The following is a 25266-nucleotide window of genomic DNA, read 5'->3' as shown; positions in this document are numbered from 1 at the left end:
GATCCCTCGCCAATTCGGCGGCCGGCTGGAACCATCTCGCCGGCCGCACGTTTGCATAGGGTTTATTGCAAGCGCTCACGTCTTAAGCGCGGGCGCCTAACATGAGATATTGAGGATGGTTCAGCAGCTCATCGATCGCATTTACGAATGCTCCTTTGCGCCGGACATGTGGCCGGATGTCCTCGACGAGCTTTCGCATCTGGCCGAAGCGCAGGGCGGCGTGCTGTTCGCCGCGCGCGAGAAAGTCTCGCGCTGGACCGCGTCTCCAGCGCTCAGCGAGCATGTTGAGAATTTCATGCGCGGCGACTGGCTGAGCAATTGCACGCGCGGCGGCAAGCTGTTCAGCCGCCGCCATCCGGGCTTTCTCACCGACGACGACGTCTATACGGCGGAAGAGCTCGAACGCGACCCCAATTACTGCGATTTCCTGCGGCCGCGCGGGCTGGGATTCAGCGCCGCGACGGCGATCGCGCTGCCTACCGGCGACACCGGCATTATCTGCCTCGAACGCTCGCATAATCGCGGACCGGTCGAGCCGTCGATCATCCGGCGACTGGACGAATTGCGCCCGCATCTGGCCCGCGCGGCGTTTCTCGCGACGCGGCTGCAGCTCGAACGCGCCCGCGTCGCCGGCGAGACCTTCGCGCTCATCGGTCTTCCGGCGCTCGTGCTCGACGACGATGGGCGGGTCATTTCGGCCAATGACCCCAGCAACTCGCTGCACAGATATGTCCGCTGGCGCGCGCATGACCGCGTGTCGCTCGTCGACGCCGCCGCCGACAGCCTTCTGCGCCAGGCGATGGATGCGCTGGACCACGACATCGTCGGCGCGCCGAGGTCCTTCGCGGCCCGCTCGGGCGAAGACGCGGTTCCGATGATCGCCAATCTCGTGCCGATCCGCGGCGCGGCGCGCGACATATTCGTGCGTTGCGCGGCGGTTCTGGTGATGACGCCGGTCGGATCGCCCCAGGCGCCCGCGGTCGAACTGGTCCAGTCGCTCTATGATCTCACGCCCGCCGAGGCGCGGGTCGCCCGCGGCCTCGTCGCCGGCAAGACCCTCGAGGAAATCGCCGCCGAACAGTTCGTTTCGCGCAACACCGTGCGCACCCATCTGCGCGGCGTGATGGAGAAGACCGGATGCAACCGGCAGGCGGAAGTGGTTGCGCTTCTCGGCGGACTCGCCGCGCTCAGCGGGTCCGGGAACGACTAAGCGTATACAATTGATTTAGATTAATTATGACGCTGTCTCATCCATTTGGATGATGCCGTCCCATTTCCATTGTCTTAACTTTTGTTTCGAACGTCGGGGGGGGGCGGTCGTAATTGCCGCGGACGCTTCAGTAACTCGGGGTTCCACACTACCCGCTCAATTTTCAACGGCTTTTTGAGCAATTCTACGAGCAGCCCTTTCTGACTGAAATTTGGAGGGCCCTCGCGAGGCCCTCTCTACAACTTACCAAAGAGGGCTCCGTTTAGTTAAAAAAAATTTGCCTTCATCACCAATTCGAGTGACGCGCAGTGGTTGCTCTCGTTGTAGTTTCGAGATGAACAGTGAGGGGCGCAAGGCATTTGACAAGCGCACATACTTTCATTGTTCACCTATTCAACGCTTATGTTTCAACTTTTATTGCTAACCATACTTTCCTCCTTCACTTTTCTACCATAACTTTAGGGGCCGTTGCGCGGCCCCAATTTTTCGCGCCTTAAACGCCTGTCGGATAGTTCGGGCTTTCGCGCGTGATCGCAACGTCATGGACATGGCTTTCGCGCAAGCCGGCGTTGGTTATGCGCACGAATTGTGCGCGCTCCTGAAACTCCTTGATCGTCGGGGCGCCGACATAGCCCATCGCCGCGCGCAGGCCCCCCGCCAACTGGTATAGAATCGGCGCGATCGGGCCGCGATAAGGCACCTGCCCCTCGATGCCCTCCGGCACGAGTTTGAGCTGTTCCTTCACATCGCCCTGAAAATAGCGGGTCGCCGATCCGGCTGTCATCGCGCCCACCGATCCCATGCCGCGATAGGCCTTGAACGAGCGGCCCTGATACAAAAACACCTCGCCGGGCGATTCCTCGGCGCCGGCGAAGAGCGAGCCGATCATGACGACATCGGCGCCCGCCGCGATCGCCTTGGCGAGGTCGCCGGAATATTTGACGCCGCCGTCGCCGATCACCGGCACGTCGGCTTTGCGCGCCTCTTCCGACGCCTCCATGATCGCGGTGAGCTGCGGCACGCCGACGCCGGCGACGATTCGCGTGGTGCAGATCGAGCCGGGGCCGATGCCGACCTTGATCGCGTCGGCGCCGGCGCCGATCAGCGCCTTCGCTGCTTCGGCGGTGGCGATATTGCCGGCGATGATCGACACTTTGTTCGAGGCTTTCTTCACCCGCGCCACCTGGTCGATCACCGCCTGCGAATGGCCATGCGCGGTGTCGATCACCACGCAGTCTACGCCGGCGTCGATGAGCTGGAGCGCGCGTTCGAAGCCATGATCGCCGACGGTAGAGGCCGCGGCGACGCGCAATCGCCCTTCATGATCCTTGCAGGCGTGAGGGTGGAGCGTCGCCTTCTCGATGTCCTTGACGGTGACGAGGCCGACGCAATGGTAATCTTCGTCGACGACGAGGAGCTTCTCGATGCGATGTTCGTGGAGCAGACGTTGCGCCTCCGCCTGCCCGACGCCCTCCCGCACCGTGACGAGCTTTTTGGTCATCAGCTCGGCCACCGGCTGGCTGCGGTCCTGGGCGAAACGCACGTCGCGATTGGTGAGAATGCCGACCAGCCTGCCCTTGCCGCCGTCGCCGGCGCGCTCGACGACCGGAATGCCGGAAATGCCATGGCCGGCCATGAGGGCGAGGGCATCGGCCAGCGTTTCGTCGGGGAAAATGGTGATCGGGTCGATCACCATGCCGCTTTCATAGCGCTTGACCTTGCGCACTTCCGCCGCCTGAGCGGCCGGCGACAGGTTCTGATGAATGACGCCGATGCCGCCCGCCTGCGCCATGGCGATGGCGAGACGCGCCTCGGTGACGGTGTCCATGGCGGCCGAGACGATCGGCAGATTGAGCGAGATTTCGCGGGTCAGGCGGGTGGTGACGTCGACGCCCGACGGCATTACCCGCGAATGGCCGGGCCGCAGCAGCACGTCATCGAAGGTCAGCGCTTCGGTCAACGTGACGGGCGATATGGCCATTGGCGCCAACTCCTTTGCGCGGCGGCGCGAACGCGCCAGCCGCGGAGGGTCATTTGACGGCCGGCGCCGTCAGGGGTTGGCGGGTGCTCTTAGCATCATTCAGGCCGAAGGCAAATGACAGGCGTCGGCGGAATGGTAAAGCCAGGGCGGCGCTGAAGATCACGATTTGTCGTTCAGCGCAATCGCCCGCCTAAAGGAGAGCGGCTGCGAGGCAACAATCACCGTAACGATATTTGAAAACATCTATGCCGCCGTCGTTGCCCTCGTGCTTCAAGGTTGTGCGCTTCTAAGCGCAGTCCCGTAGACCCAAAATGGAAAACCTAAAGCCCGCCTTTTGGCGAGCTTTTGCATTGAAGGATTCTTTCTACGATTTCTCAGAAACGACCATATTCGAGAGGCCGAGGCGCAACGGCGTCCCTTAAATATAGGGCAAGCGAACCATGCAGGACCGCGTGGCTGCCACGCCACTCGACGCCGTTCGGCCCTGCTAAAAACCGGTGCTTGAAGAATTCCGGGGACAGGAGCGTTCCATGAAATTCGTCGGCCTCGCTTTGCTTGGTATCCTTGCAGGCGCATTGAGCGGACTAACCGGCATAGGAGGGGGCGTTATCATCGTTCCGGCGCTGGTGTATATCTTTCACTACTCTGTGCACTCGGCGCAGGGCACAACGTTAGCATTACTTGTGCCGCCTATAGGCGCTTTTGCAGCATGGACTTATTATAAGCATGGATACGTCGATATTAAGAGCGCCACAATTATAGCTGTTTCCTTCGCTATCGGAGCATTCGTGGGAGCGGATATCGCAGTTATGCTACCTGAACGCGCCGTTCGGAGAATATTTGCAGTAGTCCTACTCGTTGTTGCAACAGAAATGTTTTTGACGTGACGTACACCAATCCGCTTCAGCCCGCTCCACGGATTGTGCTGCGGACAAGGCGCGGATCGTGGATCGATTTGCCTCGTTCAGGAACTGTGACGCCTCGGCCAATCGCGCGGATGCGCCGATGCAGAAGTTGAAGCTTGGCCTTCATCGCGTCGGGTAGGCGGACTTTGGCATGTTGGGTCGTTTCGCCTCGGCGATAGAAACGCCTGCTATTCGTTATCACTCCCGCTCGACGACAATCTGAATGAGACCGTTTCAGTTGGAGGACTTGCTATAATTCCAACATTTTTTCAGAGGCTTGACAAAACTCTTGCCGTCTTCCGCCGATTGAGGAGTTTCAACGCAAGAGTCGTCCAACTGTGGTTGCAGCCCGCCATCTCTCAAGCATCGTTCAACGTACGCTCCAATCGCAACGTGCTTCTTTTCGTCGGTTAGAGGCGAATCCGCCATCGCATATTGTGCCGACATCTGGCAATCTGTAATTAAACGTCCGAGCGCTTCGTCTTTTTCTCCACTGCCGCATGCAGACAGTGATATTGCACCTAAAATGAGGCCCAATATTTGGGTTGGCTTAGGATACATGCCGCCCTCCCCGAAGTTTCTGTTTCCCTAAATTTCAGGAGCAATGTTACTCTATAGCGTTGAAACACTGTTACAAGAACTTTGCGCCCTCATATGGAGCCCCGAAACGTCCACTCTTGGCGCGAGTCGGAAATTCAAATCGACCCACGACCGCGGATCGGCGTCGGCGCGACCGTCATAAGCCTTGTTTCGGCGCGCCCAGGCGCCCTAAAAAGCCCGCGACCTCTCCTCGCCCCGGCCTCGCCATGCTTTTCCTGCGCTCGCTCGTTTTTCAGATCGTGTTCTTCCTGAACACCATCGCCATCATGATCATCTGGCTGCCGGCGATGCCGATGCGCCGGCAGATCAATCAGGAGCTCGGGCGCACCTGGGGGCGCACCACGCTGTGGCTGCTCGATAAAATCTGCGGCTTGAAGATCGACTGGCGCGGGCTCGAAAACATTCCGAAGGGGCCGGTGATCGTCGCCTGCAAGCATCAGTCGATCTGGGAGACCTTCGTTCTGCCGATCCGCTTTCCCGACTTCAGCTACATCTTGAAACATGAGCTGATCTGGCTGCCCTTCTTCGGCTGGTATCTTCTCGCCGCCGAGCAGATCGCCATCGATCGCGCCAAGGGCGGCAAGCTGCTGCCGCAGCTCATCGCCAAATCGAAGAAAATCTTCGCGCAGGGGCGCCAGCTCTTCATCTTCCCCGAAGGCACCCGCCGACCGGCCGGCGCGCCGCCGCAATACAGATTCGGCGTCGCCCAGCTTTACGCCGCGACGGATACGCCGGTCCTGCCGGTCGCGGTGAATTCGGGTCTGTTTTGGCCGCGCCGGTCTTTCATCGTTCGGCCCGGAACGGCGGTGATCGAATTCCTGCCGCTGATCGCGCCGGGCATGGCGGCGCGCGATTTTTTCGATCGGCTAACGAGTGAGATCGAGGATACGTCAAACCGGCTGATCGAGGAGGCGGTGGCGAAAGACCCGTCGCTCGCGGCGGTCGTCGAAATGGGCCGCGCCAAGGCGGCGGCCGGGCGGACGGTGAAGGAAGCGCCGGAAACTTGACCGGCGCGCTTTCTCATCGCAGGGCCAGCGTCTTCGCGCGCAGAAAATCTTCGCCGCCAAAGCGATTGAGTAAACGATGAGCCGCCGGGAAGAAATTCTCAAACACGCCGCGAAAGACGCGCGGGGGATCGAGCTCGGCCCCTATTTCTCGCCCCTCGCCGCAAAGCGCGACGGCTATAATTGCCTCTATCTCGATGTGTTCGACACGGAGACTCTCAAGCGTCGCGCCGCCGCCGATCCTTTTTTGACGCCAGATCGGGCGGCCCAGGTCGAATCCGTCGATCTTGTCGGCGACGCGATGCGCCTCGACGACTTATGCCGCGACGCCGGCGAGACCGAGCCGTTCGATTACATCATCTCCGCCAATAATTTCGAGCATTCTCCCAATCCGATCAAATTCCTGCAGGCCTGCGGGCGCGTGCTCAAACAGGGCGGCTATCTCTCGATCGTCGTTCCCGACAAAAGCGGATGCCTCGATTTCTATCGGCCGCGCACGAGTCTCGCCGCCTGGATCGAAGCTTTTTTCGAGGAAAGGACGCGTCCGACAGACGCTCAGATATTCGAACAGGTCAGCATGATCGCGCGCGGCGCCGGCGACGACGCGTCCGCCGCCTCCTTCAGCTTCGTCGCCGAACGGAAGTTGCGCGAAGCGTTCGACGACTGGACGAGAAGGAAATTGGAAAAAGACGAAACCTATTTCGACGTTCATTGCTCGACCTTTACACCGAACAGCTTCAGACTTCTGTTGACTGACGCGTATTTTCTCGGCCTGTCGCCTTTCGTCGTCGAGGAAGTGATCGACGATAGAGTTCAGGGCGGATTTTACGCGCATTTGCGCCTCGACTCGTACCGAACCTTCTTGGCGCAGGAGACCGCCGCGCATTACGCCGAACGCCAGAAAATCCTTGAGCAAATCATCGTCGATGAGGCGAATGTCCTCGAGGCCGAGCGCATCGCTCAAATCTTCGAGAACATGTCGCAGCGTTATGCGCGCTCGCGCGTCAGCCAAGTCCTAGCGGCGCCGAGAGCCTTCGAATTATTGCTGCGCCGGCGCGAACTGAAACTCGTCAAACCTTTTTTCGCCCTCAGAAGCTCCGTCCTCTTCGATCCCGCCTTCTATGCCGAACGCGTCTGGTTCAAGGGCGACGCCGCGATGCATTATCTGCTCCACGGGGCGAACGAAGGCGTCGACCCGGGTCCGTTCTTCTCGACCAACGGCTATTTGCGACAAAATCCCGACGTGGCGCAGAAAGGGATGAATCCTCTCGCCCATTATGAGCTGTTCGGCCGCAAGGAGGGCCGCAAGCTCGCGTTGCGGTGACGCGTCCGCCGCGCCTTAACCGCCGGCCGTTCCCGTCAGCGCCTGCGGCGCCGCGCTCAGCGGATATTCGGCCTCGACGATATAGGGGCCGCCGCCGACTGAATCGCGCGACGAATAGAGCACGAAGCGCTCGGCGGTGAAGCGCAGCGGCGGGAAATAGCCGCGCGTCCCGAGATAGGCGGCGACGGCGACGGCGCTGGCGCCGCGCAGCCGCGCCAGCGTGACATGCGGGACGAATTTGCGCGGCTCGGGCGGCGCGCCAAGCCGGCGCAGCAACCGCTCCTGCTCCGCCTGCATCTCGATGAGCGCAGCCTCCTGCCTTGCGCGCGCAACGATGGCGCGGGGCTTGTCGCCGCCGAAGGAGCCCAACTGATCGAAGGTCACCGTGACTTCTGGGCGTCGGACGAAGGAGAGCGCATTCGCCGCGTCGCGCGCGAAAGCGTCATCCACGTCGCCGATGAAGCGCAAGGTGACATGATAATTCTCAACGTCGATCCAGCGGGCGCCGGGGATTCCGCCGCGCAGCCGCGCCAGGCTCTCCGCGATCTCTCGGGGAATCTCCAAGGCCGTGAACAGTCTGGGCATGACTTTCTCCCCCGAGCGGGATCGCGCCGCCTCATTGCGCGCGCGAATTCTTTCTCGCCCCCATGGAGACGAGCGTTTTTTCGACATAGGGCGCAATCTTATTCACGATTTTCGTCACGCCGGCCGCGTTCGGATGAACACCGTCCCAGATGAGCAGCGCAGGCGTTCCCCAGACGCCTTCCAGGATGAAAGGCACGAGCGGCGCCTGATGTTTGGCGGCAAGCTCCGGATAAATCGAATCGAAATCCCGCTTGTAAGCTTGCCCGTGATTCGTGCTCGACGCCATGGCCGTCAGGATCGGACGAACGCCTTTTTGCTGCAACACGGTAAGAATTTGATCGAGATTGGCGCGCGTCGTCTTCGGGTCGTGCCCGTTCAGCATGTCGTTGGCGCCCAGTTCGACCACGGCGACGTCGAACGGACCGGCGTCCAGCGTATAATCCAGGCGCGCGAGACCGGTCGTCGTCGTGTCGCCGGAAACCCCGCCTTGCACGACTTCGACGTCGAACCCATCTGCGCTCAGACGCCGCTTGAGCTGCGCCGGCAGCGAATCCTCGGCGGCGATGCCTGCGCCGGCCGTCAGACTGTCGCCGAAGGCCAGAATTCGGACGGGTTGCGCCCGCGCCGGCGAAAGCGCGATCGTCAGCAGCGCAATGGCGGCAAGCGCCGCTTGGAGAGAACGGCGGAAAACGCCATAAGGCGACTGGACCAGGGGCGTCGAAGGCGGCGCGTCAATCAAGGCAAGGCTCCGTGCGGCGACAAATTATCGAAGTCGAGGGCGTCGATCTCACGCTTGGCGAAGGCGCCGCCCGCGTGCATGTGCTCAAGAGTATCAGCTTGAACGTGACGCAGGGCGAGACTGTCGCTCTTTTGGGTCCATCCGGCTCGGGCAAATCGACGTTGCTCATGACCCTCGCCGGACTGGAGCGGCCTGACGCCGGCAGCGTCAGGATCGACGGGCGCGATCTCGGCGCGCTTTCGGAAGACGCGCTGGCGCGTTTCCGTGGCGAAAACATAGGAATCGTCTTCCAGTCTTTCCAGCTGATCCCAACCATGTCGGCGCTGGAGAATGTCGCCGTTCCGCTGGAACTGGCCGGAAAATCGGACGCTTTCGAGCGCGCCGCCGCCGAGCTTTCGGCCGTGGGACTCGCCGAGCGCCTGTCCCATTATCCGGCGCAGCTATCGGGCGGCGAGCAGCAACGGGTGGCGCTCGCTCGGGCGCTTGCCCCCGACCCTCTCATCCTCGCGGCGGACGAACCCACCGGCAACCTCGATTCCGAAACCGGCGCGGCGGTGATCGATCTTATTTTTGCGCAGCAAAGGCGCCGCGAAACGACGCTGGTGCTCGTCACCCATGACCCGGCGCTCGCGGCGCGCTGCAGCCGGCGGGTGCGGCTGCGCTCGGGCCGGATCGAGGCGCGCGAGCCGGCGGCGTCATGAGGGCGCTGCGCTTCGCCGCCCTGCCCTTCGCGCTGCGCTTCGCCCTGCGCGACCTCTTGGGCGATCCGCGCGGCTTTGGCGTGTTCATCGCCTGCATCGTCATCGGCGTCGCGGCGATCTCGGGCGTCTCCGGCCTCTCGCGTTCGCTGGCGGAGGGGCTCGCCCGCGAGGGCCGAACGATTTTGGGCGGCGACGCCTCCTTCAGCCTGGTTTCTCGGGAGTTTTCGCCCGAGCAGCGGGAGTTTTTCGCGGCCCGCGGAAAGCTGTCCGAAATTTCCCTGATGCGGGCGATGGCGCGGCGCGACGACGGCGACGCGGCGCTGGTCGAAATCAAGGCCGTCGATCCCGCTACCTATCCCGCCTTCGGGGCGGTGGCGCTCGAACCCGACATGCCGTTGGCGGAGGCGCTGGCGACGCGGGACGGCGTTCCCGGTCTCGCGGTCGACCCGATGCTGCTCGCCCGCCTCGACGCCAGGCTCGGCGACATTGTGACGATCGGCGTTTCGCGCTTCATGCTGCGGGCGATGCTGCGCAGCGAACCCGACAAGCTCGCGGGCGGAATCGGCTTTGGCCCGCGCGCGATGATGACCCGCGCCGCGCTCGCCGGCGCGCAATTGGCCTCGCCGGGCTCGATTTTCCGAAATGTCGTCCGAGTCGCGCTCAAAGGCGAGGCGAGCGACGCCGAGGTGAAGGCCTTCGCCGAAGACGCCGAACGCGCCTTTCCGCTGGCGGGATGGGAAAAACGCCGGCGCGACGCGGTCTCCCCGCAGTTCTCGCGCAATCTTGATCGTTTCGCGCAATTGCTGACCCTCGTCGCGCTCACCGCGCTCGTCGCCGGCGGCGCGGGCGTCGCCAATGCAGTTCAGGGCTTCGTCGAGCGCAAGCGCGCGCAATTCGCGATCCTGAAGGCGCTCGGCGCGCAAGGCACGCGCGTCTTCGGGATCGCCCTCGCCGAGGTTCTGGCGGCGGCGTCGTTCGCCATTGTGATCGGGCTTGTGGTCGGCGCGCTCATTCCCATGGCGGGGGCGCAGGCGCTGCGCGACCTCGCCGATCTGCCGATATCCGCCGCCCTCGACGCGCGCGGCGCCATTGTCGGCGCGCTCTACGGCTTTCTCGTCGTTCTCATTTTCGCGCTCATTCCGCTCGGGCGCGCCCATGCGACTCCTGTCGCGGCGCTGCTGCGCGACGATTCCAGGGGCGCGACTCTGACGCGCTATCGCGCCGGCGCCGGGGCGGCGGCGATCGCGCTCGCCGCGCTGGTCATGGCGACATCCTTCGACATCAAACTCGGGGCGGCCTATGTCGGCGCCGCCTTTGCCGCCTTCGCTTTGCTGCGCGGCGCCGCCTGGGCCGCGATGCGGCTGGCGCGCGCCCTGCCCCGCCTGCGCGACGCGCGGTTGCGGTTCGCGCTCGCCAATATCTGGCGGCCGAAGAGCCTGACGCCGGCGCTGATGATTTCGATCGGCCTGACGCAGACCTTGCTCATCGCGCTCGCGCTCGTCGAAGGCGCCATCCACAATGAGCTGGCGCGGGCCGACGCCGGGGAAATTCCCAATTTCTTCTTCATCGACATTCCCAAGGCCCAGACCCAGGCCTTCGCCGATTTCGTTTCGGCTGAAGCGCCCGGCGCCCGCATCGAGCACGTGCCGATGATGCGTGGCCGCATTATCGCCGTGAAAGATACGCCGGTGGACAGAATCGCCGTCGCCGACGACGCCAAATGGGCGCTCGAAGGCGACCGCGGCGTGACCTTCTCCTCCGCCCTTCCCGCGAACTCCACCTTGGCGGAAGGCGAATGGTGGCCGGCGAACTACGCCGGTCCGCCGCTCGTCTCGCTGGAGCAGAAAATCGCCGAAGGCATGGGCCTTACGATCGGCGACTCCATTCGCGTCAATGTGCTCGGCCGCGAGATCACGGCGAAAATCGCCAGTCTGCGCAAGGTCGACTGGCGCAGCTACGCGATCAATTTCGTCATGGTGTTTTCGCCGAACGCCTTCGTCGGCGCCCCCTACACCGAGCTTTTCACCGTCGCTTACGGCGCGCCGACGGTCGCGGCGCGCGACGCCAAGGATACGAGGCTCATCCGAGAAACGGCGAAGCGCTTCCCGAACGTCGTCTCGGTGCGGGTGAAGGACGCGCTGGCGGCGATCGACAAAATCGCCGGCCAATTGGCGCTCGCCGCCCGCGCCGCGGCGGGACTCGCCATCGTCACGGCGGTGCTGGCGCTGGCCAGCGCGCTGGCGAGCGGCCAGCGGGCGCGGCTGCATGATGCGGTGGTGCTGAAAACGCTCGGCGCGACCCGCCCTTGGCTCGCGAGCGCCTATGCGCTGGAGTTCGGCCTCGTCGGTCTCGCCGCCTCGCTGATCGCGCTCGCCGCCGGCGCCGGCGCCGCCTATGCGATGACAACGATGTTGATGAAGATCGACTTCGTCTTTCCGCCCGCGACGGCGGCGCTGATCACGCTCGCAACGATCATCGTCACCATTACGCTCGGACTCGCCGGAACCTGGCGCGTGCTGTCGCGAAGGCCGGGACCGGAACTGCGGGAGTTGTGAAGAAACCAATTAACTGGTGATTTCCTCTTTCATTCGCAGTTGTGTGTGTTCAATACGATGACACGTTGGGCATAAGAGCAAATAGTCCGCCGTCGTCGTATACCGAAACCCCTCCGCAAGAGGGTCCTTATGATGCACGTCAAATAGTGACCGCAGTTTCAAGAATGCCAAGTCTGGCCTTTTCGCCGGGTCGAAACCACAGTTATCGCAAACAAGTAAATTCGAGCGAGCCCTTTCGCGAATAAAATGCTCAGCCATCCAAGCAGCCCTGATTCGAATTTTTAACAAACGCTCTCCCGTCATCCCCTCAGCTGCCCGCTCAGGTATGTCGATGTTGATCAAACGCGAGATACGCCGATAGATTGGGCTTCGTTCAGCTGCCTCAAATATCCTCGACTGCAATCAGCGCATTTGTCGCGGGAATTCGCTCAATCTCCAGATTAGCTATTGCCTGCCGATCAGATTCCTCCAGCGGCAGTAAAGTACTGGACTGACGAATGAGTCTTGAGTAAGCCTCTTCCCCAAGTAATCCCTTTGCCTTCGGTCTTTCTATAATCCTGAAGCTGTCCACGATCGGGAACGCCACCGACCACCTGTGTCGCGCGCCCGTTTTTGCCCACCTATCTTGGAGGGTTCCAAACTCTTTTGCACCAATGATTTTCTCTAAAGGTCGCGATGTTGTTCGGATCTTATGAACGGCGGTAAAGCGGCCTGCCAGCTCTTTGTGTTCGGAACGTTCCCTCAGATACTCTTGGTGATTTTCAAAACCAACATTCGGTGAAGGCATAGATTCTTGACGTATTCGATTACATATCCGTTTCTAAGCTGGCGTCGAATTGTGCTCTGGCACTTATTGCGAGCTTCCTGATTGTCCGCTCTCGGTGTGAACCCAAGCCACGTTGTTCCCGGCAGCCAGTCGGCCTTGCAAGCAGTTACGGGCGCGTTCAAGTCTGAAATTCGCATTCATGGAGCCTGGGAGAGCCAAAAAAAGTCAGAGAAATACGTCACGCGTCCGCGAGCCTAAATTTGAATTCGGGAACCGCCGCGCAGCTCAGCGGTTCGTCCGGTCCTCTGCGCGTCACGCTCGCCCAGCCGGTCTCGCTTGGTCCGTGGTGGATGAAGGCGATCCGTTCATTGGCGTCGACGACCCAATATTCCTGCACGCCGTGCAGCGCATAGAGCTTGGCCTTGAGATCGAGATCATAGGCGAGGCTCGACGCCGCGACCTCGATCGCCAACTGCACATCCGGCCCGCGCACTTCTTGCGAGCGAAGGCGCTCGGCATAGAGCGAAATATCGGGCTCGACGAAGGTGTTCGGCGAGAGGAAGATTGAAGTCTCAAACCCAACGATCAGATCGGACGGACATGCGCGAACGAGCGCCATCGCGATTTTCGACTTGACGCGCTCATGCGCGGAATATTTCGGCCCCATCGGGACAATATCCCCCTCGATCAATTCGAAATTTTCTTCTTCCGAGATGATCCCGGCGTCCTGCATGGCGATGATCTCATCGACCGTAAAGGCGCGGCGGGGGTAGCCTTCGGCGGCTTTGGTCAAGGCGGAGGGCATGGTCGGCTCCTTGGCGGCATCATATCACGCAAGGCCTTGGGCGAGAACGCAACGCCTTCCAAGGCTTGCCCTTCCCGCCCTCACGGCCTAAAAGCAAGCGCGCCCGGACGGCTCCGCCTCTCGGCGCTTCTAGCGCGCCTGCCCTGTCCGCGCCCGGCCACGTCAACCCGAAAGCCCGATCGCCCGTGACCGACAAGAGCGTCCTTTCCTGGCCGAATTTCGCCGTGTCGATACTCGGCGGCGTCGCGGCGGCCGTGATTTTCGCCGTCGTCATCCGTGGCGGCCTCGGCGGGCTGCTTCTGGCGCATCTCGCGCCGCTGCCGATCATGATCGTCGCCTTCGCCTTCGGTCTCATCCATGGCGCGACCTCGGCGATCCTCGCCTCGGTGATCCTGTCCTTATGGCCCAACCCGGTGATCGGCATGGCCTATGCCCTTCTCGTCGCGGCGCCGGCCTGGTCCGCGGTCTATGCGGCGTCAGGCGCGCCGCGCGGCGGCAGGGATTTGCTGACGAGCAATCTGCCGGGCTGGGCGGCGCTCGCACCGGCGATCTTTCTGGCGACGGCGGTCATATTCTGGCTGATTGTCGCGAGCGTCATCTTCGGCTCGCTCGACGAGGCGCTCAACCCGATCCGGGCGCGCGTCTTCATCCTGCTCGACCTCATGGTCAAGGAGCGCGACCTTGGCGACAAGATCGACCCGACGACGCTTTCCGCCTCGGTGGCGCGCGCCATTCCGGCCTTTCTCGCCAGCTATGGCCTCCTGATCCACGTCGTCAATCTGTGGCTTGCCGCGAGGATCGCTGAAGCCTCCAAGCTGCTTGGCCGTCCCTGGCCGGACATCGCCAAGGAATTCCGGGTTCCGAAGGCGATCGGGGGCCTCTTCCTGGGCGGGATCGCGCTCACCTTTTTCGAAGGCGTCGCCGGACCGGTCGGAATGGTGCTCGCGACCACCGCAGGACTGCTTCTCGCCTTCCAGGGACTGGCCGTCGCCCATATTTTCCTGCGCGGTTCGCGCTCGAGCGCCCTTGTCCTCGCGATCATCTATTTCACACTGGGGTTCCTCGGCTGGCCGATCCTGATTTTCGCCGCGCTCGGATTAGCCGACCTCATCTTCAACTATCGGGCCCGGAGGGCCGACGCCGGCCCCGCCGCGATGCAAAAACCGGATTGACTTTCGCCCGGTTTTTCTCGACATAGCCCGCAATCCTGGAGAAATAGGACAGATGGACGTCATTTTGCTTGAACGCGTGGCCAAGCTCGGCCAGATGGGCGACACCGTGAAGGTGCGCGACGGCTACGCCCGCAATTTCCTGCTGGCGCGCGGCAAGGCGCTGCGGGCGACGGAAAACAACAAGAAGCATTTCGAGACGCAGCGGGCTCAGATCGAGGCGCGCAATCTCGAAGCGAAGAAGGAGGCCGAGGCCGTCGCCGAGAAGCTGAACGGCCAGAGCTTCATCATCATTCGGCAGGCGGGCGAGAGCGGCCAGCTCTACGGCTCGGTATCGGCGCGCGATATCGCCGAGGCGGCCACCGCCGGCGGTTTCTCGGTCAATCGCAATCAGATCGTCCTGATTCACCCGATCAAGACGCTCGGCCTGCATTCGATCCCGGTGCATCTGCATCCGGAAGTCGATGTGAGCATCACGATGAACATCGCCCGCTCGGAGGAAGAAGCCGAACGTCAGGCGCGCGGCGAGAGCGTCACGCTCAAGGAAGAGACGTCGATGGACGATCTCGGCCTCGAAGTCGGCGCGGCGCTTGCCGAAGCCGGCGACGTCGAACTGTAAGAAGATCTCACGCTTTTCGAGAATTCAAACGGCGGCCGTCTCGGCCGCCGTTTTTGTTTGCGGATCGATTCGAGCGATGCAAGAGCGACGCGGGCGACAAGCCAAGATTCTTTTTTTGCGATGTGGACGAATGTGCAAAGGACTCGCAACCCGGCGTCGACCCGCGGCGCCTCCAAAACCCGCTGGCGGCGGACGCGTTTTAATGTATCGTTGATCACGCCTCGACGACTCGCGCGTCGCGTTCGGAGTTGAGAGGCGCACACTCGCACAGTCAAAAGTTCCATGCCGCCGATCGAACAATTGGCGGGCCGGCGCGCGATTCAGATCGCGCAGCCAGAAGCGCCCGCCTATCGCGCCCCGCCCCACAATATCGAAGCCGAGCAGGCGCTGCTCGGCGCCATTCTCGTCAATAATGACGCGTTCGACCGCGTGTCGGACTTTTTGAAGCCCGAGCATTTCTCGGAAGAGCTGCATCGCCGCATCTTTGAGGTCGCGGCGCAGCTTATTCGCGCCGGCAAGCTCGCGACCGTGGTGACGCTGAAGACGTTTCTCGCCGACATAGAGCTTCCGGCCGGCGTGACGATCCAGGCCTATCTGGCGCGGCTCGCCGCCGAGGCGACGACGATCATAAACGCCGAAGACTATGGGCGCACCGTGCATGATCTCGCGGTGCGCCGGGAGCTCATCGTCATCGGCCAGGACATCGTCAACACCGCCTATGATTCGCCGATCGACTCGCCGCCGCGCGCGCAGATCGAAGAAGCCGAGCGCCAGCTCTATTCGATCGCCGAGACCGGCCGCTATGACGGCGGATTTCAACGCTTCGCCGATGCGCTCACCACCGCGCTCGACATGGCGAGCAGCGCCTATATGCGCGACGGCCATCTCTCGGGCGTCGCCACCGGACTGCTCGATCTCGACGACAAGATGGGCGGCCTGCAGAAATCCGACCTTATCATCGTCGCCGGACGTCCCGGCATGGGCAAGACGGCGCTCGCCACCAATATCGCCTTCAATGTCGCGAGCGCCTATCGTGCCGAAACCGAACCGGACGGAGCGCAAAAGACCGTCAATGGCGGCATCGTCGGCTTTTTCTCCTTGGAAATGTCCGCGGAGCAATTAGCGACCCGCGTCATCGCCGAACAGTCCGGCGTCGCGAGCTATAAAATCCGGCGCGGCGACATCAACGAAGACGATTTTCGCCGCATCGCCGACGCCGCCCGGCACATGCAGAGCATTCCCTTCTACATCGATCAGAGCGGCGGCATTTCGATCGCGCAACTCACCGCGCGGGCGCGGCGCCTGAAACGCCAAAAAGGCCTCGACCTTCTGGTCGTCGACTATCTGCAATTGTTGGCCGGCTCGCGCACTCGCAACGACAATCGCGTGCAGGAACTCACAGAAATCACCACCGGCCTCAAGGCGCTCGCCAAGGAATTGAACGTTCCGATCATCGCGCTGTCGCAGCTCTCCCGCCAGGTCGAGAGCCGCGACGACAAGCGTCCGCAACTTTCCGATCTGCGCGAGTCAGGCTCGATCGAGCAGGACGCCGATGTCGTGATGTTCGTGTTTCGCGAGGAATATTATCTGCGCAACCGCGAGCCGCGCGAAGGCACCGAAGAACATATCCAATGGATGGCGGAAATGGAGCGCGCCCATGGCCGCGCCGAAGCGATCATCGGCAAGCAGCGTCACGGTCCGACCGGAACGGTGCAACTCGCCTTCGAGGCGGAGGTGACGCGCTTCTCAAACCTCGCCGATGAGGACAAACTGCCGGCGCGGATGTGAGGCAGACGCGAAATGCGCGCGTTTCGGGCGGCGGCGATTCAGATCGGATCCCAAAGTCCCGTGGCCTTGTCGAATTTGTATGCGACGGCCTTCTTGAGCAGTTCCTTGGTCGTGTTCATCGTCAGCCAAGTCTTGTTGTTCTTCTGGGTGATGGTGATCGCGGATACCGGAATGGCGATGTGCTTCACGCCGATTCCCAGAAAGCCGCCGACGTTCAGCATCACCGCATTGATCGAGCCGTCGGCGGAAAACAGCATGTCGGCGATCGTGCCGAGCTTCTTTTCATTGGGATCGTAAACCGGCTGCTTGTACCAGGCAGAGACGACCGAACCATAGACCGGAAGCCGCTCGAGCGGCACGATGACCATGGTTTCGGATTCGGCCGGTTCCGCGCCAGCCGGCAAAGGCGTGAAAGCGACAAGAGCGAGCGAGGCTGCGATGATGGTTCGTTTCAACATGAAAAAATCCTCTCGCGAAAGGTCTGACGAGGCGCGGGTTGGGCGTGAGCGAAGCTCGCGCGCGGGCGCCGCCTAGATTTTCTTCCAGGCGTGTTCCTTCGCGTCATATTTGTAACCGGTCGCCTTCTTCACGATGTCCTTCGTCGTGTTGATGGTGAGCCAGGTCTTGTTGTTCTTTTCGGTGACCGTGATGTCATTCGCCGGAATGGCGACATGCTTCGCGCCGATGCCGAGAAAGCCGCCGACGTCGAGCATGACCGCGTTGACCTCGCCGCCGGAAAACAGCATGTCGGTGATTATGCCGACTTTCTTTTCATTGGTGTCGTAGACCGGCTTCTTGTACCAGGCGGATACGAGCGAACCATAGCGCGGCAATGCTTCCATGGGCACGGAGAGCTTAATTTCCGGCGCAGGCGTCTGGGCGACAACCGGCTGGGCGACCGCCATGGCCACGCCTAAGGAAAACGCAACGAGCAGAGTCTTGTTCATTCGACTAATCCCCCCAGATCGCTGATAGGACCGCGCATCATAGCTGATTCAGCGCGGCAGCACGCCCCAATAATCAAGATCGAGCAGCACCGCCGGGTCGGGCTTGCCGTCGGCGCCCTGGAGCGGGAAGTCCGCGCAGGGCCTGTCCTTGGTCGCAACGAGCCGCAGCCGCAGCGCGCCAATATCCTTGCGCCCGGGAATCTCCGCCTTATCCAGCACTTCCGACCAGGCGAAGACCGTCCCTCCGGCGAACAGCGGATTGACGTGGCGCCCGCCGTTCACAGCCGAGATATGGAAGACATTCTCCAACCCGTTGAACGACAGGGCCCGGGCGAGCGATATGACATGGCCGCCGTAGATGATGCGTTTGCCGAACCGGCCCTGCGCCTCGTAATACTGATTGAAATGAACCTTTGAGTTGTTCTGATAGAGCCTGGTCGCGAGCTGGTGCTCAGCCTCCTCGACCGTCATGCCATCGATATGGTCGATCTTCTCGCCCTTTTCATAATCGCCCCACACATAGGGCGAGCCGGCGAGCGCCATGTCATAGGCGCCGACGTCGATCGGCGGCGCCGCCTTGCCGAGCGCCGACGGATCGACGGACTTCGGCAGATCGGGAACGACATCCGGCCCGACCGGCGCGTCCTTGTCGCGCTTCTTGACCATCACCCATCGCGCATAGCTCAGCACGGTCTCGCCGCGCTGGTTGGCGCCCGTCGTGCGCACATAGACGACGCCGGTTTCCTTGTTGGAGTTTTCCTTCAAGCCGATGACTTCGGAAGTCGCCGACAACGTATCGCCAGGATAGACGGGCGTGAGAAATTTGAAGTCCGCATAGCCGAGATTGGCGATGGCGTTGAGAGACACGTCCGGCACTGTCTTGCCGAGCACAAGATGAAAGACCAGAAGATCGTCGATCGGCGCGCCTTCATAGCCGATCGCCTGCGCGAAGGCCGTCGACGACTGGACGGCGAAGCGCGGCAAATAGAGCGCGGTATAAAGCGCGACCTCGCCGACCGTGACCGTGCGCGGCGCGGCGTGGCGAATGACCTGCCCGATCTTGAAGTCTTCGAAGAAATTGCCGACGTTGATCTTCGACTTCATCATGTCCTAACCATGTGTTGGCGCCAGCCTCGCCAGCGCGTCGAGATAGAGCGCGGGCGGACCCGCGATGAAAACTGTCTTGACCCGGCTGGTCGCGCCGGCGCGGATCGCGACCGCGCTTTTGGGGACTCGCAACGCCGACGCGATCAGTGCGATCAGCGCGTCATTCGCCCGACCGTTTTCCGGCGCGGCGCGCACCCGCGCCTTCAACACGCTGCGGCCATCGGCCAGAGTCTCGACGCCGTCGATGGCGTCGTGTCCGCCCTTTGGCGTGAGCCGCACGTAAAGCGCGACGCCGTCAGGCTCCGCCGCCCAGGCGTCCCGCTGCTTAGCCGTATGCAAGGCCGCCGGCGGCGCCCGCGATCAGATCGCGCAGGAATTGCATGAGCAGCAGCAGAATCAGCGGCGAAATGTCCAGCCCGCCGACGCTCGGCAGCACCGACCGGATCGGTCCGAGCAGCGGCTCGGTGACGGCGTTCAGCCATTTCCAGATCGAATAGGCGGCGTTCGAGCGCATGTTGATGACATCGAAGGCAATGAGCCAGGACACGACCACCGTGGCGAGCAGAATCCACCAGTAAATATCGATGATCGTCAGAAGGAGCTTGACCACAGCGTAGGACATGACCGGTTTCCAGCGGGAAAGAGACCGCCGACTGTCTAACCTCCCTGCCCGGCCGCGGCAATCCTGAACGGCGTCCAGGTCCGGCGCGCTTCGGCGCACAGCATTCGATTGACAGGATATCGCCCCCCGTGTACCCCACGCGCCGGAGCGGGGCTGTAGCTCAGATGGGAGAGCGCTGCAATCGCACTGCAGAGGTCGGGGGTTCGAATCCCCCCAGCTCCACCAAAATCGGACGCCTTCGGAGGACGCCCGCGTTCTTGGCGCACCCGCGATTATCGATCCCGGCAAGCTTCGCTCGGATCGCGCATCGGCTTCGGCCCTTTCGTGATATTTCCAAGCGCGGCGGCTCCATGTGCGGCGGCGCAACGCCATCTAAAGCGTCGGCGAGACATGTCGCTCGCTGAACGAGATTGTCGTCCGTCCTTGCAACGGCGCGGATAAGATTTAAACTGCCTTTAGAATTTTATCGATTGGACTAAAATTGGCTTCGAAACTTGAAGAGTTTCATATCGGCTCATGCGAGCGCCCCGTCCTCGGGATGATCGGACCGGAGGGCGCGTCCACTCGGCGTTGTTCCCCCGCTTCGCATCATAGCAAGTCGCGGCGCGAGATGTCGGCTTCGATAGCGGCGGACGGCTCTTGACGACAACGACAGAGCCAGCCTCGCTCGCCGATGCGGAAGCTCCGCGTGCGGATTCAACTCCCCCGCAGGAGGTCGCGGGTTCGCTCGCCGGCCGCCAAGCAACATTAATTCCGTCTTCTACGAAAACCGCCGCTCTCGTGCTTGGCATGCATTCGAGCGGAACTTCATCCGTGGCCGGCGCGCTCGTTGGGCTGGGGGCAAAAGCGCCCAAATCGCTCATGGGACCCGATTCGATTAACGTAAGGGGCTATTTCGAGTCAGTTGCGCTTATGCGCCTAAACGACGAGATTTTGGCCTCGGCGGGGTCCGTCTGGGACGACTGGCGCTCATTCAACGAGGAGTGGGCGGCCAGCGCCGAGGCAGGCGAGTGGGAAGCGAAGGGCGTTGCGACGCTTACGCAAGAATATGACGACGGCAGTTTCATTGCGGTCAAGGACCCGCGCATTTCACGAATGTTGCCGTTTTGGATGCGCATATTCGATCGGGCCGGTTATGCTGTGCGAGTGCTCCTGCCGGTGCGATCGCCGCTCGAGGTCGCGCGTTCACTAAGAACAAGAAATGGGTTTTTTATCAGCAAGGGATTGCTGTTGTGGCTACGTCATATTCTCGATGCTGAAGCAGCGAGCCGCCACTTGCCCAGGGCAATTTTTCAATGGCCTGATTTTCTGACGGACTGGCAAGCGACAATGGCTCGGGCGGCCGAACAGACCGGTCTGATCTGGCCAAACCTTTGCGAGTCATCCATTGCGGAAATTGAACAGTTCATTTCATCGGAGTTGCGGCACGAGGTTGCGGAGGCAGAGGCGACGCTCGTTCATCCCGAGATAAATGATTGGGTGCAGGCCACTTATTGCGCGATGACCGCGCTGGCAAAGGACCCGACGTCGCCTAACGAGCGACAAACGCTTGACGATGTAAGAGCGGAATTTGGCAGGGCCTCCAAACTATTCGGCCGGTTGTTCGTCGACATCGAAGAGAATGTCGCGCGAATTTTGGCATACGCAGTTGAAGCGCGTACGGAAGCGGACAAGTTCAGTCAACAAGCCGCCAGCGAGCGTAATCGAGCGGACACGCTGTGCGCCGAGCGAGACTTTGCTGTCGCCGAGCGCGACGCGCTCGCGGAACAGCTGAAAGCGGTTTGCGCAGAGCGCGACCGGCTAGCGACGGACGCCGCTGAACAACAATTTCAGGCTGATGCGCGCGCCGCCGAGCGAGACTTGGCGATCGCCGAGCGGACCGCGCTCTCGGGACGGCTGGCGGCGGTTTGCGCGGAGGTCGCCCGGCTGGCGGCCGCGGTGGCCGCGCAGCGCATTCCGGATGACGCGGCGACCGGCGACCAGCCCGCCGTCGCTGCATCGGAAAAGGGCTGAACGCCTATCGATTGCTTCGCGGCGATCCTGCGCCATATCCGGTGAGAGCATCTCCCCGGAGCACGCTGATGTATCGCAAAATTCTCCTGCCGATCGACATCACTGAATCCGCGATGACCGACCGCGCGGTCGGCGTCGCGCAAGCATTGGCGAAACCCTTCGACAGCGAACTGCGGCTCGTCAACGTGCAGTCGCTCCTGCCGATCGCCTTTCTCGACTACGTGCCCGAAAATTTCGACCTGCAGGTGCGTCAAGGACTCGAAAAGGAGATCGCGGCGGTCGCCGCCAAGATCGACTGCGCGCCGGAACGCGTGTCCACCGTGGTGCTGTTTGGACCGGTCTACCAGAGGATTCTGGCCGAAGCTGAGGAATGGGGCGCCGATCTCATCGTCTTATGCTCGCATCGGCCCGGCATGGATCGGTTTCTCATCGGCTCCAACGCAACGACGATCGTCAATCACGCACAATGTTCGGTGCTGGTGGTGCGCGGCATGGCGCTCTAGCGCTTTTGAATTCGCGTCGACGGATTTTGTTTTCGCCGCTCGCTCGCGGCGACGGCGACGCTTCGCTCGTCGCGCCATGATGAACCTATGATGGCGGCGCGATGACGGCGCCTTCACGAAACTCTCATCACGCCCTCACATGACTTTGGTACCGACCCATTGATGCGGCGGTCATTCGATGTCGCGGGAGGATTCCATGTCGAAAGAGGCGATGCAGAACGCCGGCGGTTCGGCGACGGAAAAGGCTGAGAGCTACACCGGCAAGATCGTTGGCGGAGTCGTCGCGGCGGCGATCGGCGGCGTAATCGGCGCGTTGCTGCTCGGCGGTTACGCCGTGCTGCCGGCGGCGGTCGTCGTTGGTCTGCTCGGCGTCGCGCTGGGCGCTGTGTTCGACTGATCAGGAGTTCGCGCCGGGCCACATGCAGAAGTGGGGTCCAGCTCGAAGCGTGCGTGTTTTTGAGTTTCGCGCGTGAAAAACTGGGCGGCTTAGCCTTCGTTGAGGGCGAAGCCGCTTTTTTTGCGGAAGCCGCGGCAATTCTCCACAGCCCAGCAGATAACCTTAAATCGAATTGCGTCTAGCGCTTCCGGCTCCGGCTTGGTTAGATCGGCGCGTGGGAATATCAGAATCCCGCAAGGCTTTTGTCCTTGGGCGGAACCGTTTGGTTCGAATTTCGTTACTCCTCAAAGCCAAAGCCTCGCGCTGATAAGGCCAAGTTTCAACTGGGAGGAAAAAAATGAATAAAGTTCTTGGCTTCGCTGCAGCGGCCGCCGTTCTATTCGGGAGCGCCGCGTTCGCCGACCCGGTGACCAGTCCCGCCAATGTCAGGTCCGGCCCCGGCCCGAAGTGGCGCGTCGTCGCCAGCCTGCCGGCCGGAACCGATGTGACGGTGATCGACTGCGGCGCCGGCTGGAAGCGCGACTGGTGCGAGATTCAGGCGGGCGCCGTCCACGGCTTCGTCGCCGCCGGCGTGCTCGGCACGCAGGGAAACAACGTCCTCGTCGCGCCGGTCGTCACCAATAATGACGTCGCGATCTACAAGGGCCCTGGCGTCAATTTCAAAATTATTGGAAAGATTCCCGAAAATCAAACGGTCAACCAGGGCGCATGCGTTTACGGCTGGGGCGAGGCCGTCTGGTGCAAGGTCACCTACGGCGGCAAAACCGGCTACGCCATCCAGTCTGAGTTGCAGCGCCAGAACGCGCTTTTCCCAATGTGATTTTGAGCCGCGGCGATGGGCCTCGCCATCGCCGCGCCGCCCTATCCTAACCTTTCCTCGCGCCCTATGATGGCTTGCGGATCTATGGCCGCAGCGAGGGCCCCTCATTCGAACCGAAACTTCCCGAGCCGCCGCCGAGCGGATCGCGCCGCTGACCCGGCGTGCGCTCGCGCCGAATCCCGGCCCCTTCACCTATACGGGAACGTGCAGCTATATCGTCGGATCTGGTGATGTGGCGATCATCGATCCCGGTCCTGACGATCCGCGTCATATCGAAGCGCTGCTTGCCACGATTAGCGGCGAGAGACTGCGCTACGTTCTGGTCACCCATACGCATCGCGACCATTCGCCGGCGGCGAGAGTCTTGAAGGAAGCGACGGGCGCCACGATCGCCGGATGCGCTCCCTACGCGCCTTGCGATTCATCAAGCGTCGGCGGCCCCAATCTCGACGCCGCCCATGATCTCGCCTACGCGCCGGATATCGTGCTGGATGACGGCGCCGAACTGGCGATCGGCGACATATCGCTTCTGGCTGTGGCGACTCCAGGCCACACGGCGAACCATCTCTGCTTCGCGCTCGCCAAGGAGGGCGCGCTCTTTACCGGCGACCATGTCATGGCCTGGGCGACGACCGTGATCGCGCCGCCGGACGGCTCGATGCGCGACTATCTCACTTCGGTCGAGCGGCTGCTCAAGCGAGACGACCTTATCTATTGGCCCGCGCATGGCGGGCCGGTGCGCGATCCTCCGCGCTTTCTGCGCGCGTTGATTCACCATCGCCGTGCGCGCGAAGCCGCGATTCTCCGACGTCTAGAGGCAGGAGACGAGACGATCGCCGAGATCGTCGCGCATATTTACGAGGGCGTCGACAAACGCCTCCATCCGGCCGCGGCGATGACCGCGCTGGCGCATCTTGAAGATTTGATCGCCCGCGGCCTTGTCGATTGCGCGGGACAGCCGGTCCTCGAGGCGCGTTACTGGCGTCGTTCAGTTTAGGGCTGGCCCGAAGCGGGGAGCAATATCACGACGTCGTTCTTGTGGGCGCGCCCCAGCCGCTTGCGGGCCTCTTCATCCAAAATGTCGGCGTCGACCGTCTGGCCTTTGATGAGCGCGAGACGGCTTTCCCAAAGCATGCGTTGAAGCTTGAGGATATTGCGCTCCAGACGCAGCTGTTCGAGCTTCTGCTCATATTCCTCGCCGGTCTTCAACCCACGCTGGCCATGGACGCCATGCCAGACGAAATACGCGGCCATGACGCCCGCCACCGTGTAGAGGCTGAGCGGAAGAACGAGCGCGCGAACGAGAACTCGAAGACGATGCATGACCGCCACCCTAGCCGCCACGCGTTTATGCGCCGTTAAGGCTGAATGGATTTCCCGGCCGAGGCCGGAATGCGACTTCCCGCCCGCGTGATGCGTTCAATTTCGCCGCGCACGAGCCGCTCCACGAGCGACGGCAGATTGTCGTTGAGCCAGTTCTCCACCATCGGCCGCAGCAAATCTTGCGCGCATCGGTCGAGAATGTCGCTTTCGCTGAACGCCACGCCCGCGGCTAGGGTCTGAAACTGCGACGCGACCGTCGCGGCCGCTTCGGCCGACAGTAGCGGCGCGTCCTGCCCAGACGCCAAGCCGACGATGTCTGGGTCGAGATTGTCCATTTGGGTTGCACTTTCGGCTTTCGACGGCGTTCCGATGTTCGAAGAAGCCTCTTCGCGCGCCTGTCCGGCGTCGTCGGCGCCAACCAGCGGCCGCAGCGCGGCTGCGTCGCCTTTTTGGTCGCGCGCGCCGTCGGCGATCGACAGCGGCGGCTCATCCTGACCGCGCTCGAGCGCCGGCGCCGGATAGGCGCCGCGCGCCGTGGACGCCGCGTCAATATCAACGCGCGCGCGGCGACGGACGTCGCGGAGCACGCCCGGCATGCTCTCATCGTCGGCGATGATTCGACGGATGGAGGCAAGAATCTCCTCCATCGACGGCTCATTTGCGCCAGCGTCATCCGGAAGCGTGTGCGATGTCGCGGAGGCCTGCGCTGCGCTCATGGAATTCTGCCGCTTTGCGCGGAAAGCGCCGCGCATGAGAGGGGACCGGATCTCAGACTGCGCCATA

Annotated in this window: 28 protein-coding genes and 1 tRNA gene; 15 read left to right on the top strand and 14 right to left on the bottom strand. The window is 62.2% G+C overall.

The features are described from left to right. Positions 1 to 115: 115 nt before the first annotated feature. Positions 116 to 1210: a helix-turn-helix transcriptional regulator gene (locus U1E20_RS04670; protein WP_409979414.1), complete on the top strand. Its 1095-nt coding sequence runs from the start codon at positions 116 to 118 to the stop codon at positions 1208 to 1210. 493 nt (positions 1211 to 1703) lie between these two features. Here U1E20_RS04670 and guaB read toward each other — a convergent pair whose 3' ends face one another. Then, positions 1704 to 3191 carry an IMP dehydrogenase gene (guaB, locus tag U1E20_RS04665; protein ID WP_409979413.1) on the bottom strand — a complete coding sequence of 496 codons (1488 nt, stop codon included), beginning with the start codon at positions 3189 to 3191 and terminating at the stop codon, positions 1704 to 1706. 530 nt (positions 3192 to 3721) lie between these two features. On the opposite strand from guaB, the gene U1E20_RS04660 reads away from it, so the two are divergent. Then, the gene (locus U1E20_RS04660) at positions 3722 to 4078 is read left to right on the top strand and encodes a sulfite exporter TauE/SafE family protein (RefSeq protein ID WP_409979412.1); all 357 of its coding nucleotides are present in this window, start codon (positions 3722 to 3724) and stop codon (positions 4076 to 4078) included. Between the two features lie 252 nt (positions 4079 to 4330). Here U1E20_RS04660 and U1E20_RS04655 read toward each other — a convergent pair whose 3' ends face one another. Then, positions 4331 to 4657 (bottom strand): hypothetical protein, encoded by a 327-nt coding sequence (locus tag U1E20_RS04655; protein WP_409979411.1) that lies wholly within the window; start codon positions 4655 to 4657, stop codon positions 4331 to 4333. Positions 4658 to 4902: 245 nt separating this feature from the next. Between U1E20_RS04655 and U1E20_RS04650 the strand changes: the two genes are divergently transcribed. Both U1E20_RS04650 and U1E20_RS04645 read left to right on the top strand, forming a co-directional pair. Continuing rightward, complete coding sequence (locus tag U1E20_RS04650) at positions 4903 to 5703, top strand: lysophospholipid acyltransferase family protein (RefSeq protein WP_409979410.1); 801 nt, start codon at positions 4903 to 4905, stop codon at positions 5701 to 5703. A 76-nt stretch (positions 5704 to 5779) separates the two neighbouring features. After that, a complete protein-coding gene (locus U1E20_RS04645) occupies positions 5780 to 7024 on the top strand; it encodes a class I SAM-dependent methyltransferase (protein WP_409979409.1) in 1245 nt (414 codons plus the stop codon). A 15-nt stretch (positions 7025 to 7039) separates the two neighbouring features. Here the strand turns inward: U1E20_RS04645 and thpR are convergent, their stop codons facing one another. Beyond that, the gene (gene thpR, locus U1E20_RS04640; RefSeq protein WP_409979408.1) at positions 7040 to 7609 is read right to left on the bottom strand and encodes an RNA 2',3'-cyclic phosphodiesterase; all 570 of its coding nucleotides are present in this window, start codon (positions 7607 to 7609) and stop codon (positions 7040 to 7042) included. Positions 7610 to 7640: 31 nt separating this feature from the next. Next, complete coding sequence (locus U1E20_RS04635) at positions 7641 to 8348, bottom strand: arylesterase (RefSeq protein WP_409979407.1); 708 nt, start codon at positions 8346 to 8348, stop codon at positions 7641 to 7643. Positions 8349 to 8359: 11 nt separating this feature from the next. On the opposite strand from U1E20_RS04635, the gene U1E20_RS04630 reads away from it, so the two are divergent. Both U1E20_RS04630 and U1E20_RS04625 read left to right on the top strand, forming a co-directional pair. After that, positions 8360 to 9049, top strand: a complete 690-nt coding sequence (locus U1E20_RS04630; RefSeq protein ID WP_409979406.1) for an ABC transporter ATP-binding protein — start codon at positions 8360 to 8362, stop codon at positions 9047 to 9049. Then, entirely contained in the window at positions 9046 to 11604 is a 2559-nt protein-coding gene (locus U1E20_RS04625; protein ID WP_409979405.1) for an ABC transporter permease, read from the top strand. Before U1E20_RS04630 ends, U1E20_RS04625 begins: the two co-directional genes overlap by 4 nt. A gap of 9 nt (positions 11605 to 11613) precedes the next feature. Here U1E20_RS04625 and U1E20_RS04620 read toward each other — a convergent pair whose 3' ends face one another. The 3 genes from U1E20_RS04620 to U1E20_RS04610 all read right to left on the bottom strand — a co-directional run bounded on the left by U1E20_RS04620 (position 11614) and on the right by U1E20_RS04610 (position 13175). Beyond that, entirely contained in the window at positions 11614 to 11862 is a 249-nt protein-coding gene (locus tag U1E20_RS04620; protein ID WP_409979639.1) for an HNH endonuclease, read from the bottom strand. A 124-nt stretch (positions 11863 to 11986) separates the two neighbouring features. Continuing rightward, positions 11987 to 12391 carry a hypothetical protein gene (locus U1E20_RS04615; RefSeq protein WP_409979404.1) on the bottom strand — a complete coding sequence of 135 codons (405 nt, stop codon included), beginning with the start codon at positions 12389 to 12391 and terminating at the stop codon, positions 11987 to 11989. A 217-nt stretch (positions 12392 to 12608) separates the two neighbouring features. Next, entirely contained in the window at positions 12609 to 13175 is a 567-nt protein-coding gene (locus U1E20_RS04610; RefSeq protein WP_409979403.1) for a Uma2 family endonuclease, read from the bottom strand. A 185-nt stretch (positions 13176 to 13360) separates the two neighbouring features. Here U1E20_RS04610 and U1E20_RS04605 point away from each other — a divergent pair, with 185 nt between their 5' ends. The 3 genes from U1E20_RS04605 (at position 13361) to U1E20_RS04595 (ending at position 16751) form a co-directional block, all read left to right on the top strand. Continuing rightward, positions 13361 to 14347 (top strand): DUF2232 domain-containing protein, encoded by a 987-nt coding sequence (locus U1E20_RS04605; protein WP_409979402.1) that lies wholly within the window; start codon positions 13361 to 13363, stop codon positions 14345 to 14347. Between the two features lie 52 nt (positions 14348 to 14399). Further along, positions 14400 to 14963, top strand: coding sequence for a 50S ribosomal protein L9 (gene rplI, locus U1E20_RS04600; RefSeq protein WP_409979401.1), 564 nt, complete (start codon positions 14400 to 14402; stop codon positions 14961 to 14963). Positions 14964 to 15245: 282 nt separating this feature from the next. Next, the gene (locus U1E20_RS04595; RefSeq protein ID WP_409979400.1) at positions 15246 to 16751 is read left to right on the top strand and encodes a replicative DNA helicase; all 1506 of its coding nucleotides are present in this window, start codon (positions 15246 to 15248) and stop codon (positions 16749 to 16751) included. 38 nt (positions 16752 to 16789) lie between these two features. On the opposite strand, the gene U1E20_RS04590 is transcribed toward U1E20_RS04595, so the two are convergent. From U1E20_RS04590 to U1E20_RS04570, 5 genes are all read right to left on the bottom strand, one after another. Beyond that, on the bottom strand, positions 16790 to 17209 hold the full coding sequence (locus U1E20_RS04590) for a PRC-barrel domain-containing protein (protein WP_409979399.1): 420 nt from the start codon (positions 17207 to 17209) through the stop codon (positions 16790 to 16792). Positions 17210 to 17281: 72 nt separating this feature from the next. Then, on the bottom strand, positions 17282 to 17698 hold the full coding sequence (locus U1E20_RS04585) for a PRC-barrel domain-containing protein (RefSeq protein WP_409979398.1): 417 nt from the start codon (positions 17696 to 17698) through the stop codon (positions 17282 to 17284). A 48-nt stretch (positions 17699 to 17746) separates the two neighbouring features. Continuing rightward, the gene (locus tag U1E20_RS04580) at positions 17747 to 18805 is read right to left on the bottom strand and encodes a MaoC family dehydratase (RefSeq protein WP_409979397.1); all 1059 of its coding nucleotides are present in this window, start codon (positions 18803 to 18805) and stop codon (positions 17747 to 17749) included. 3 nt (positions 18806 to 18808) lie between these two features. Beyond that, entirely contained in the window at positions 18809 to 19144 is a 336-nt protein-coding gene (locus U1E20_RS04575) for a DUF167 family protein (RefSeq protein ID WP_409979396.1), read from the bottom strand. Next, positions 19131 to 19427, bottom strand: a complete 297-nt coding sequence (locus U1E20_RS04570; protein ID WP_409979395.1) for a YggT family protein — start codon at positions 19425 to 19427, stop codon at positions 19131 to 19133. The genes U1E20_RS04575 and U1E20_RS04570 overlap by 14 nt, the downstream gene beginning before the upstream one ends. Positions 19428 to 19576: 149 nt before the next feature. Between U1E20_RS04570 and U1E20_RS04565 the strand changes: the two genes are divergently transcribed. The 6 genes from U1E20_RS04565 to U1E20_RS04540 all read left to right on the top strand — a co-directional run bounded on the left by U1E20_RS04565 (position 19577) and on the right by U1E20_RS04540 (position 24157). Next, positions 19577 to 19652 (top strand) — tRNA-Ala (locus tag U1E20_RS04565). A gap of 414 nt (positions 19653 to 20066) precedes the next feature. Beyond that, the gene (locus U1E20_RS04560) at positions 20067 to 21440 is read left to right on the top strand and encodes a sulfotransferase family protein (protein ID WP_409979394.1); all 1374 of its coding nucleotides are present in this window, start codon (positions 20067 to 20069) and stop codon (positions 21438 to 21440) included. 68 nt (positions 21441 to 21508) lie between these two features. Further along, on the top strand, positions 21509 to 21943 hold the full coding sequence (locus U1E20_RS04555) for a universal stress protein (RefSeq protein ID WP_409979393.1): 435 nt from the start codon (positions 21509 to 21511) through the stop codon (positions 21941 to 21943). 196 nt (positions 21944 to 22139) lie between these two features. Next, positions 22140 to 22340: a hypothetical protein gene (locus U1E20_RS04550; RefSeq protein WP_409979392.1), complete on the top strand. Its 201-nt coding sequence runs from the start codon at positions 22140 to 22142 to the stop codon at positions 22338 to 22340. Positions 22341 to 22677: 337 nt separating this feature from the next. Continuing rightward, positions 22678 to 23160: an SH3 domain-containing protein gene (locus U1E20_RS04545; protein WP_409979391.1), complete on the top strand. Its 483-nt coding sequence runs from the start codon at positions 22678 to 22680 to the stop codon at positions 23158 to 23160. Between the two features lie 106 nt (positions 23161 to 23266). Continuing rightward, positions 23267 to 24157: an MBL fold metallo-hydrolase gene (locus tag U1E20_RS04540; protein ID WP_409979638.1), complete on the top strand. Its 891-nt coding sequence runs from the start codon at positions 23267 to 23269 to the stop codon at positions 24155 to 24157. Here the strand turns inward: U1E20_RS04540 and U1E20_RS04535 are convergent. Then, complete coding sequence (locus U1E20_RS04535) at positions 24154 to 24483, bottom strand: FtsB family cell division protein (protein ID WP_409979390.1); 330 nt, start codon at positions 24481 to 24483, stop codon at positions 24154 to 24156. The genes U1E20_RS04540 and U1E20_RS04535 overlap by 4 nt on opposite strands. Before the next feature lie 35 nt (positions 24484 to 24518). Continuing rightward, complete coding sequence (locus U1E20_RS04530; protein ID WP_409979389.1) at positions 24519 to 25130, bottom strand: PopZ family protein; 612 nt, start codon at positions 25128 to 25130, stop codon at positions 24519 to 24521. Positions 25131 to 25266: the final 136 nt, after the last annotated feature.

It is taken from the genome of Methylocystis sp. (assembly GCF_046349115.1).
Lineage (GTDB): Bacteria > Pseudomonadota > Alphaproteobacteria > Rhizobiales > Beijerinckiaceae > Methylocystis.
Note: the sequence above shows the minus strand (reverse complement) of the source record. Positions and strands in the feature narration are given on the sequence as shown.

Coding starts and splice junctions, on each gene's coding strand:
- U1E20_RS04670 (WP_409979414.1), top strand. CDS start 116: ATGGTTCAGCAGCTCATCGATCGCATTTACGAATGCTCCTTTGCGCCG.
- guaB (WP_409979413.1), bottom strand. CDS start 3,191: ATGGCCATATCGCCCGTCACGTTGACCGAAGCGCTGACCTTCGATGAC.
- U1E20_RS04660 (WP_409979412.1), top strand. CDS start 3,722: ATGAAATTCGTCGGCCTCGCTTTGCTTGGTATCCTTGCAGGCGCATTG.
- U1E20_RS04655 (WP_409979411.1), bottom strand. CDS start 4,657: ATGTATCCTAAGCCAACCCAAATATTGGGCCTCATTTTAGGTGCAATA.
- U1E20_RS04650 (WP_409979410.1), top strand. CDS start 4,903: ATGCTTTTCCTGCGCTCGCTCGTTTTTCAGATCGTGTTCTTCCTGAAC.
- U1E20_RS04645 (WP_409979409.1), top strand. CDS start 5,780: ATGAGCCGCCGGGAAGAAATTCTCAAACACGCCGCGAAAGACGCGCGG.
- thpR (WP_409979408.1), bottom strand. CDS start 7,609: ATGCCCAGACTGTTCACGGCCTTGGAGATTCCCCGAGAGATCGCGGAG.
- U1E20_RS04625 (WP_409979405.1), top strand. CDS start 9,046: ATGAGGGCGCTGCGCTTCGCCGCCCTGCCCTTCGCGCTGCGCTTCGCC.
- U1E20_RS04620 (WP_409979639.1), bottom strand. CDS start 11,862: ATGGCTGAGCATTTTATTCGCGAAAGGGCTCGCTCGAATTTACTTGTT.
- U1E20_RS04615 (WP_409979404.1), bottom strand. CDS start 12,391: ATGCCTTCACCGAATGTTGGTTTTGAAAATCACCAAGAGTATCTGAGG.
- U1E20_RS04610 (WP_409979403.1), bottom strand. CDS start 13,175: ATGCCCTCCGCCTTGACCAAAGCCGCCGAAGGCTACCCCCGCCGCGCC.
- rplI (WP_409979401.1), top strand. CDS start 14,400: ATGGACGTCATTTTGCTTGAACGCGTGGCCAAGCTCGGCCAGATGGGC.
- U1E20_RS04595 (WP_409979400.1), top strand. CDS start 15,246: ATGCCGCCGATCGAACAATTGGCGGGCCGGCGCGCGATTCAGATCGCG.
- U1E20_RS04590 (WP_409979399.1), bottom strand. CDS start 17,209: ATGTTGAAACGAACCATCATCGCAGCCTCGCTCGCTCTTGTCGCTTTC.
- U1E20_RS04585 (WP_409979398.1), bottom strand. CDS start 17,698: ATGAACAAGACTCTGCTCGTTGCGTTTTCCTTAGGCGTGGCCATGGCG.
- U1E20_RS04580 (WP_409979397.1), bottom strand. CDS start 18,805: ATGATGAAGTCGAAGATCAACGTCGGCAATTTCTTCGAAGACTTCAAG.
- U1E20_RS04570 (WP_409979395.1), bottom strand. CDS start 19,427: ATGTCCTACGCTGTGGTCAAGCTCCTTCTGACGATCATCGATATTTAC.
- U1E20_RS04555 (WP_409979393.1), top strand. CDS start 21,509: ATGTATCGCAAAATTCTCCTGCCGATCGACATCACTGAATCCGCGATG.
- U1E20_RS04550 (WP_409979392.1), top strand. CDS start 22,140: ATGTCGAAAGAGGCGATGCAGAACGCCGGCGGTTCGGCGACGGAAAAG.
- U1E20_RS04545 (WP_409979391.1), top strand. CDS start 22,678: ATGAATAAAGTTCTTGGCTTCGCTGCAGCGGCCGCCGTTCTATTCGGG.
- U1E20_RS04535 (WP_409979390.1), bottom strand. CDS start 24,483: ATGCATCGTCTTCGAGTTCTCGTTCGCGCGCTCGTTCTTCCGCTCAGC.
- U1E20_RS04530 (WP_409979389.1), bottom strand. CDS start 25,130: ATGGAGGAGATTCTTGCCTCCATCCGTCGAATCATCGCCGACGATGAG.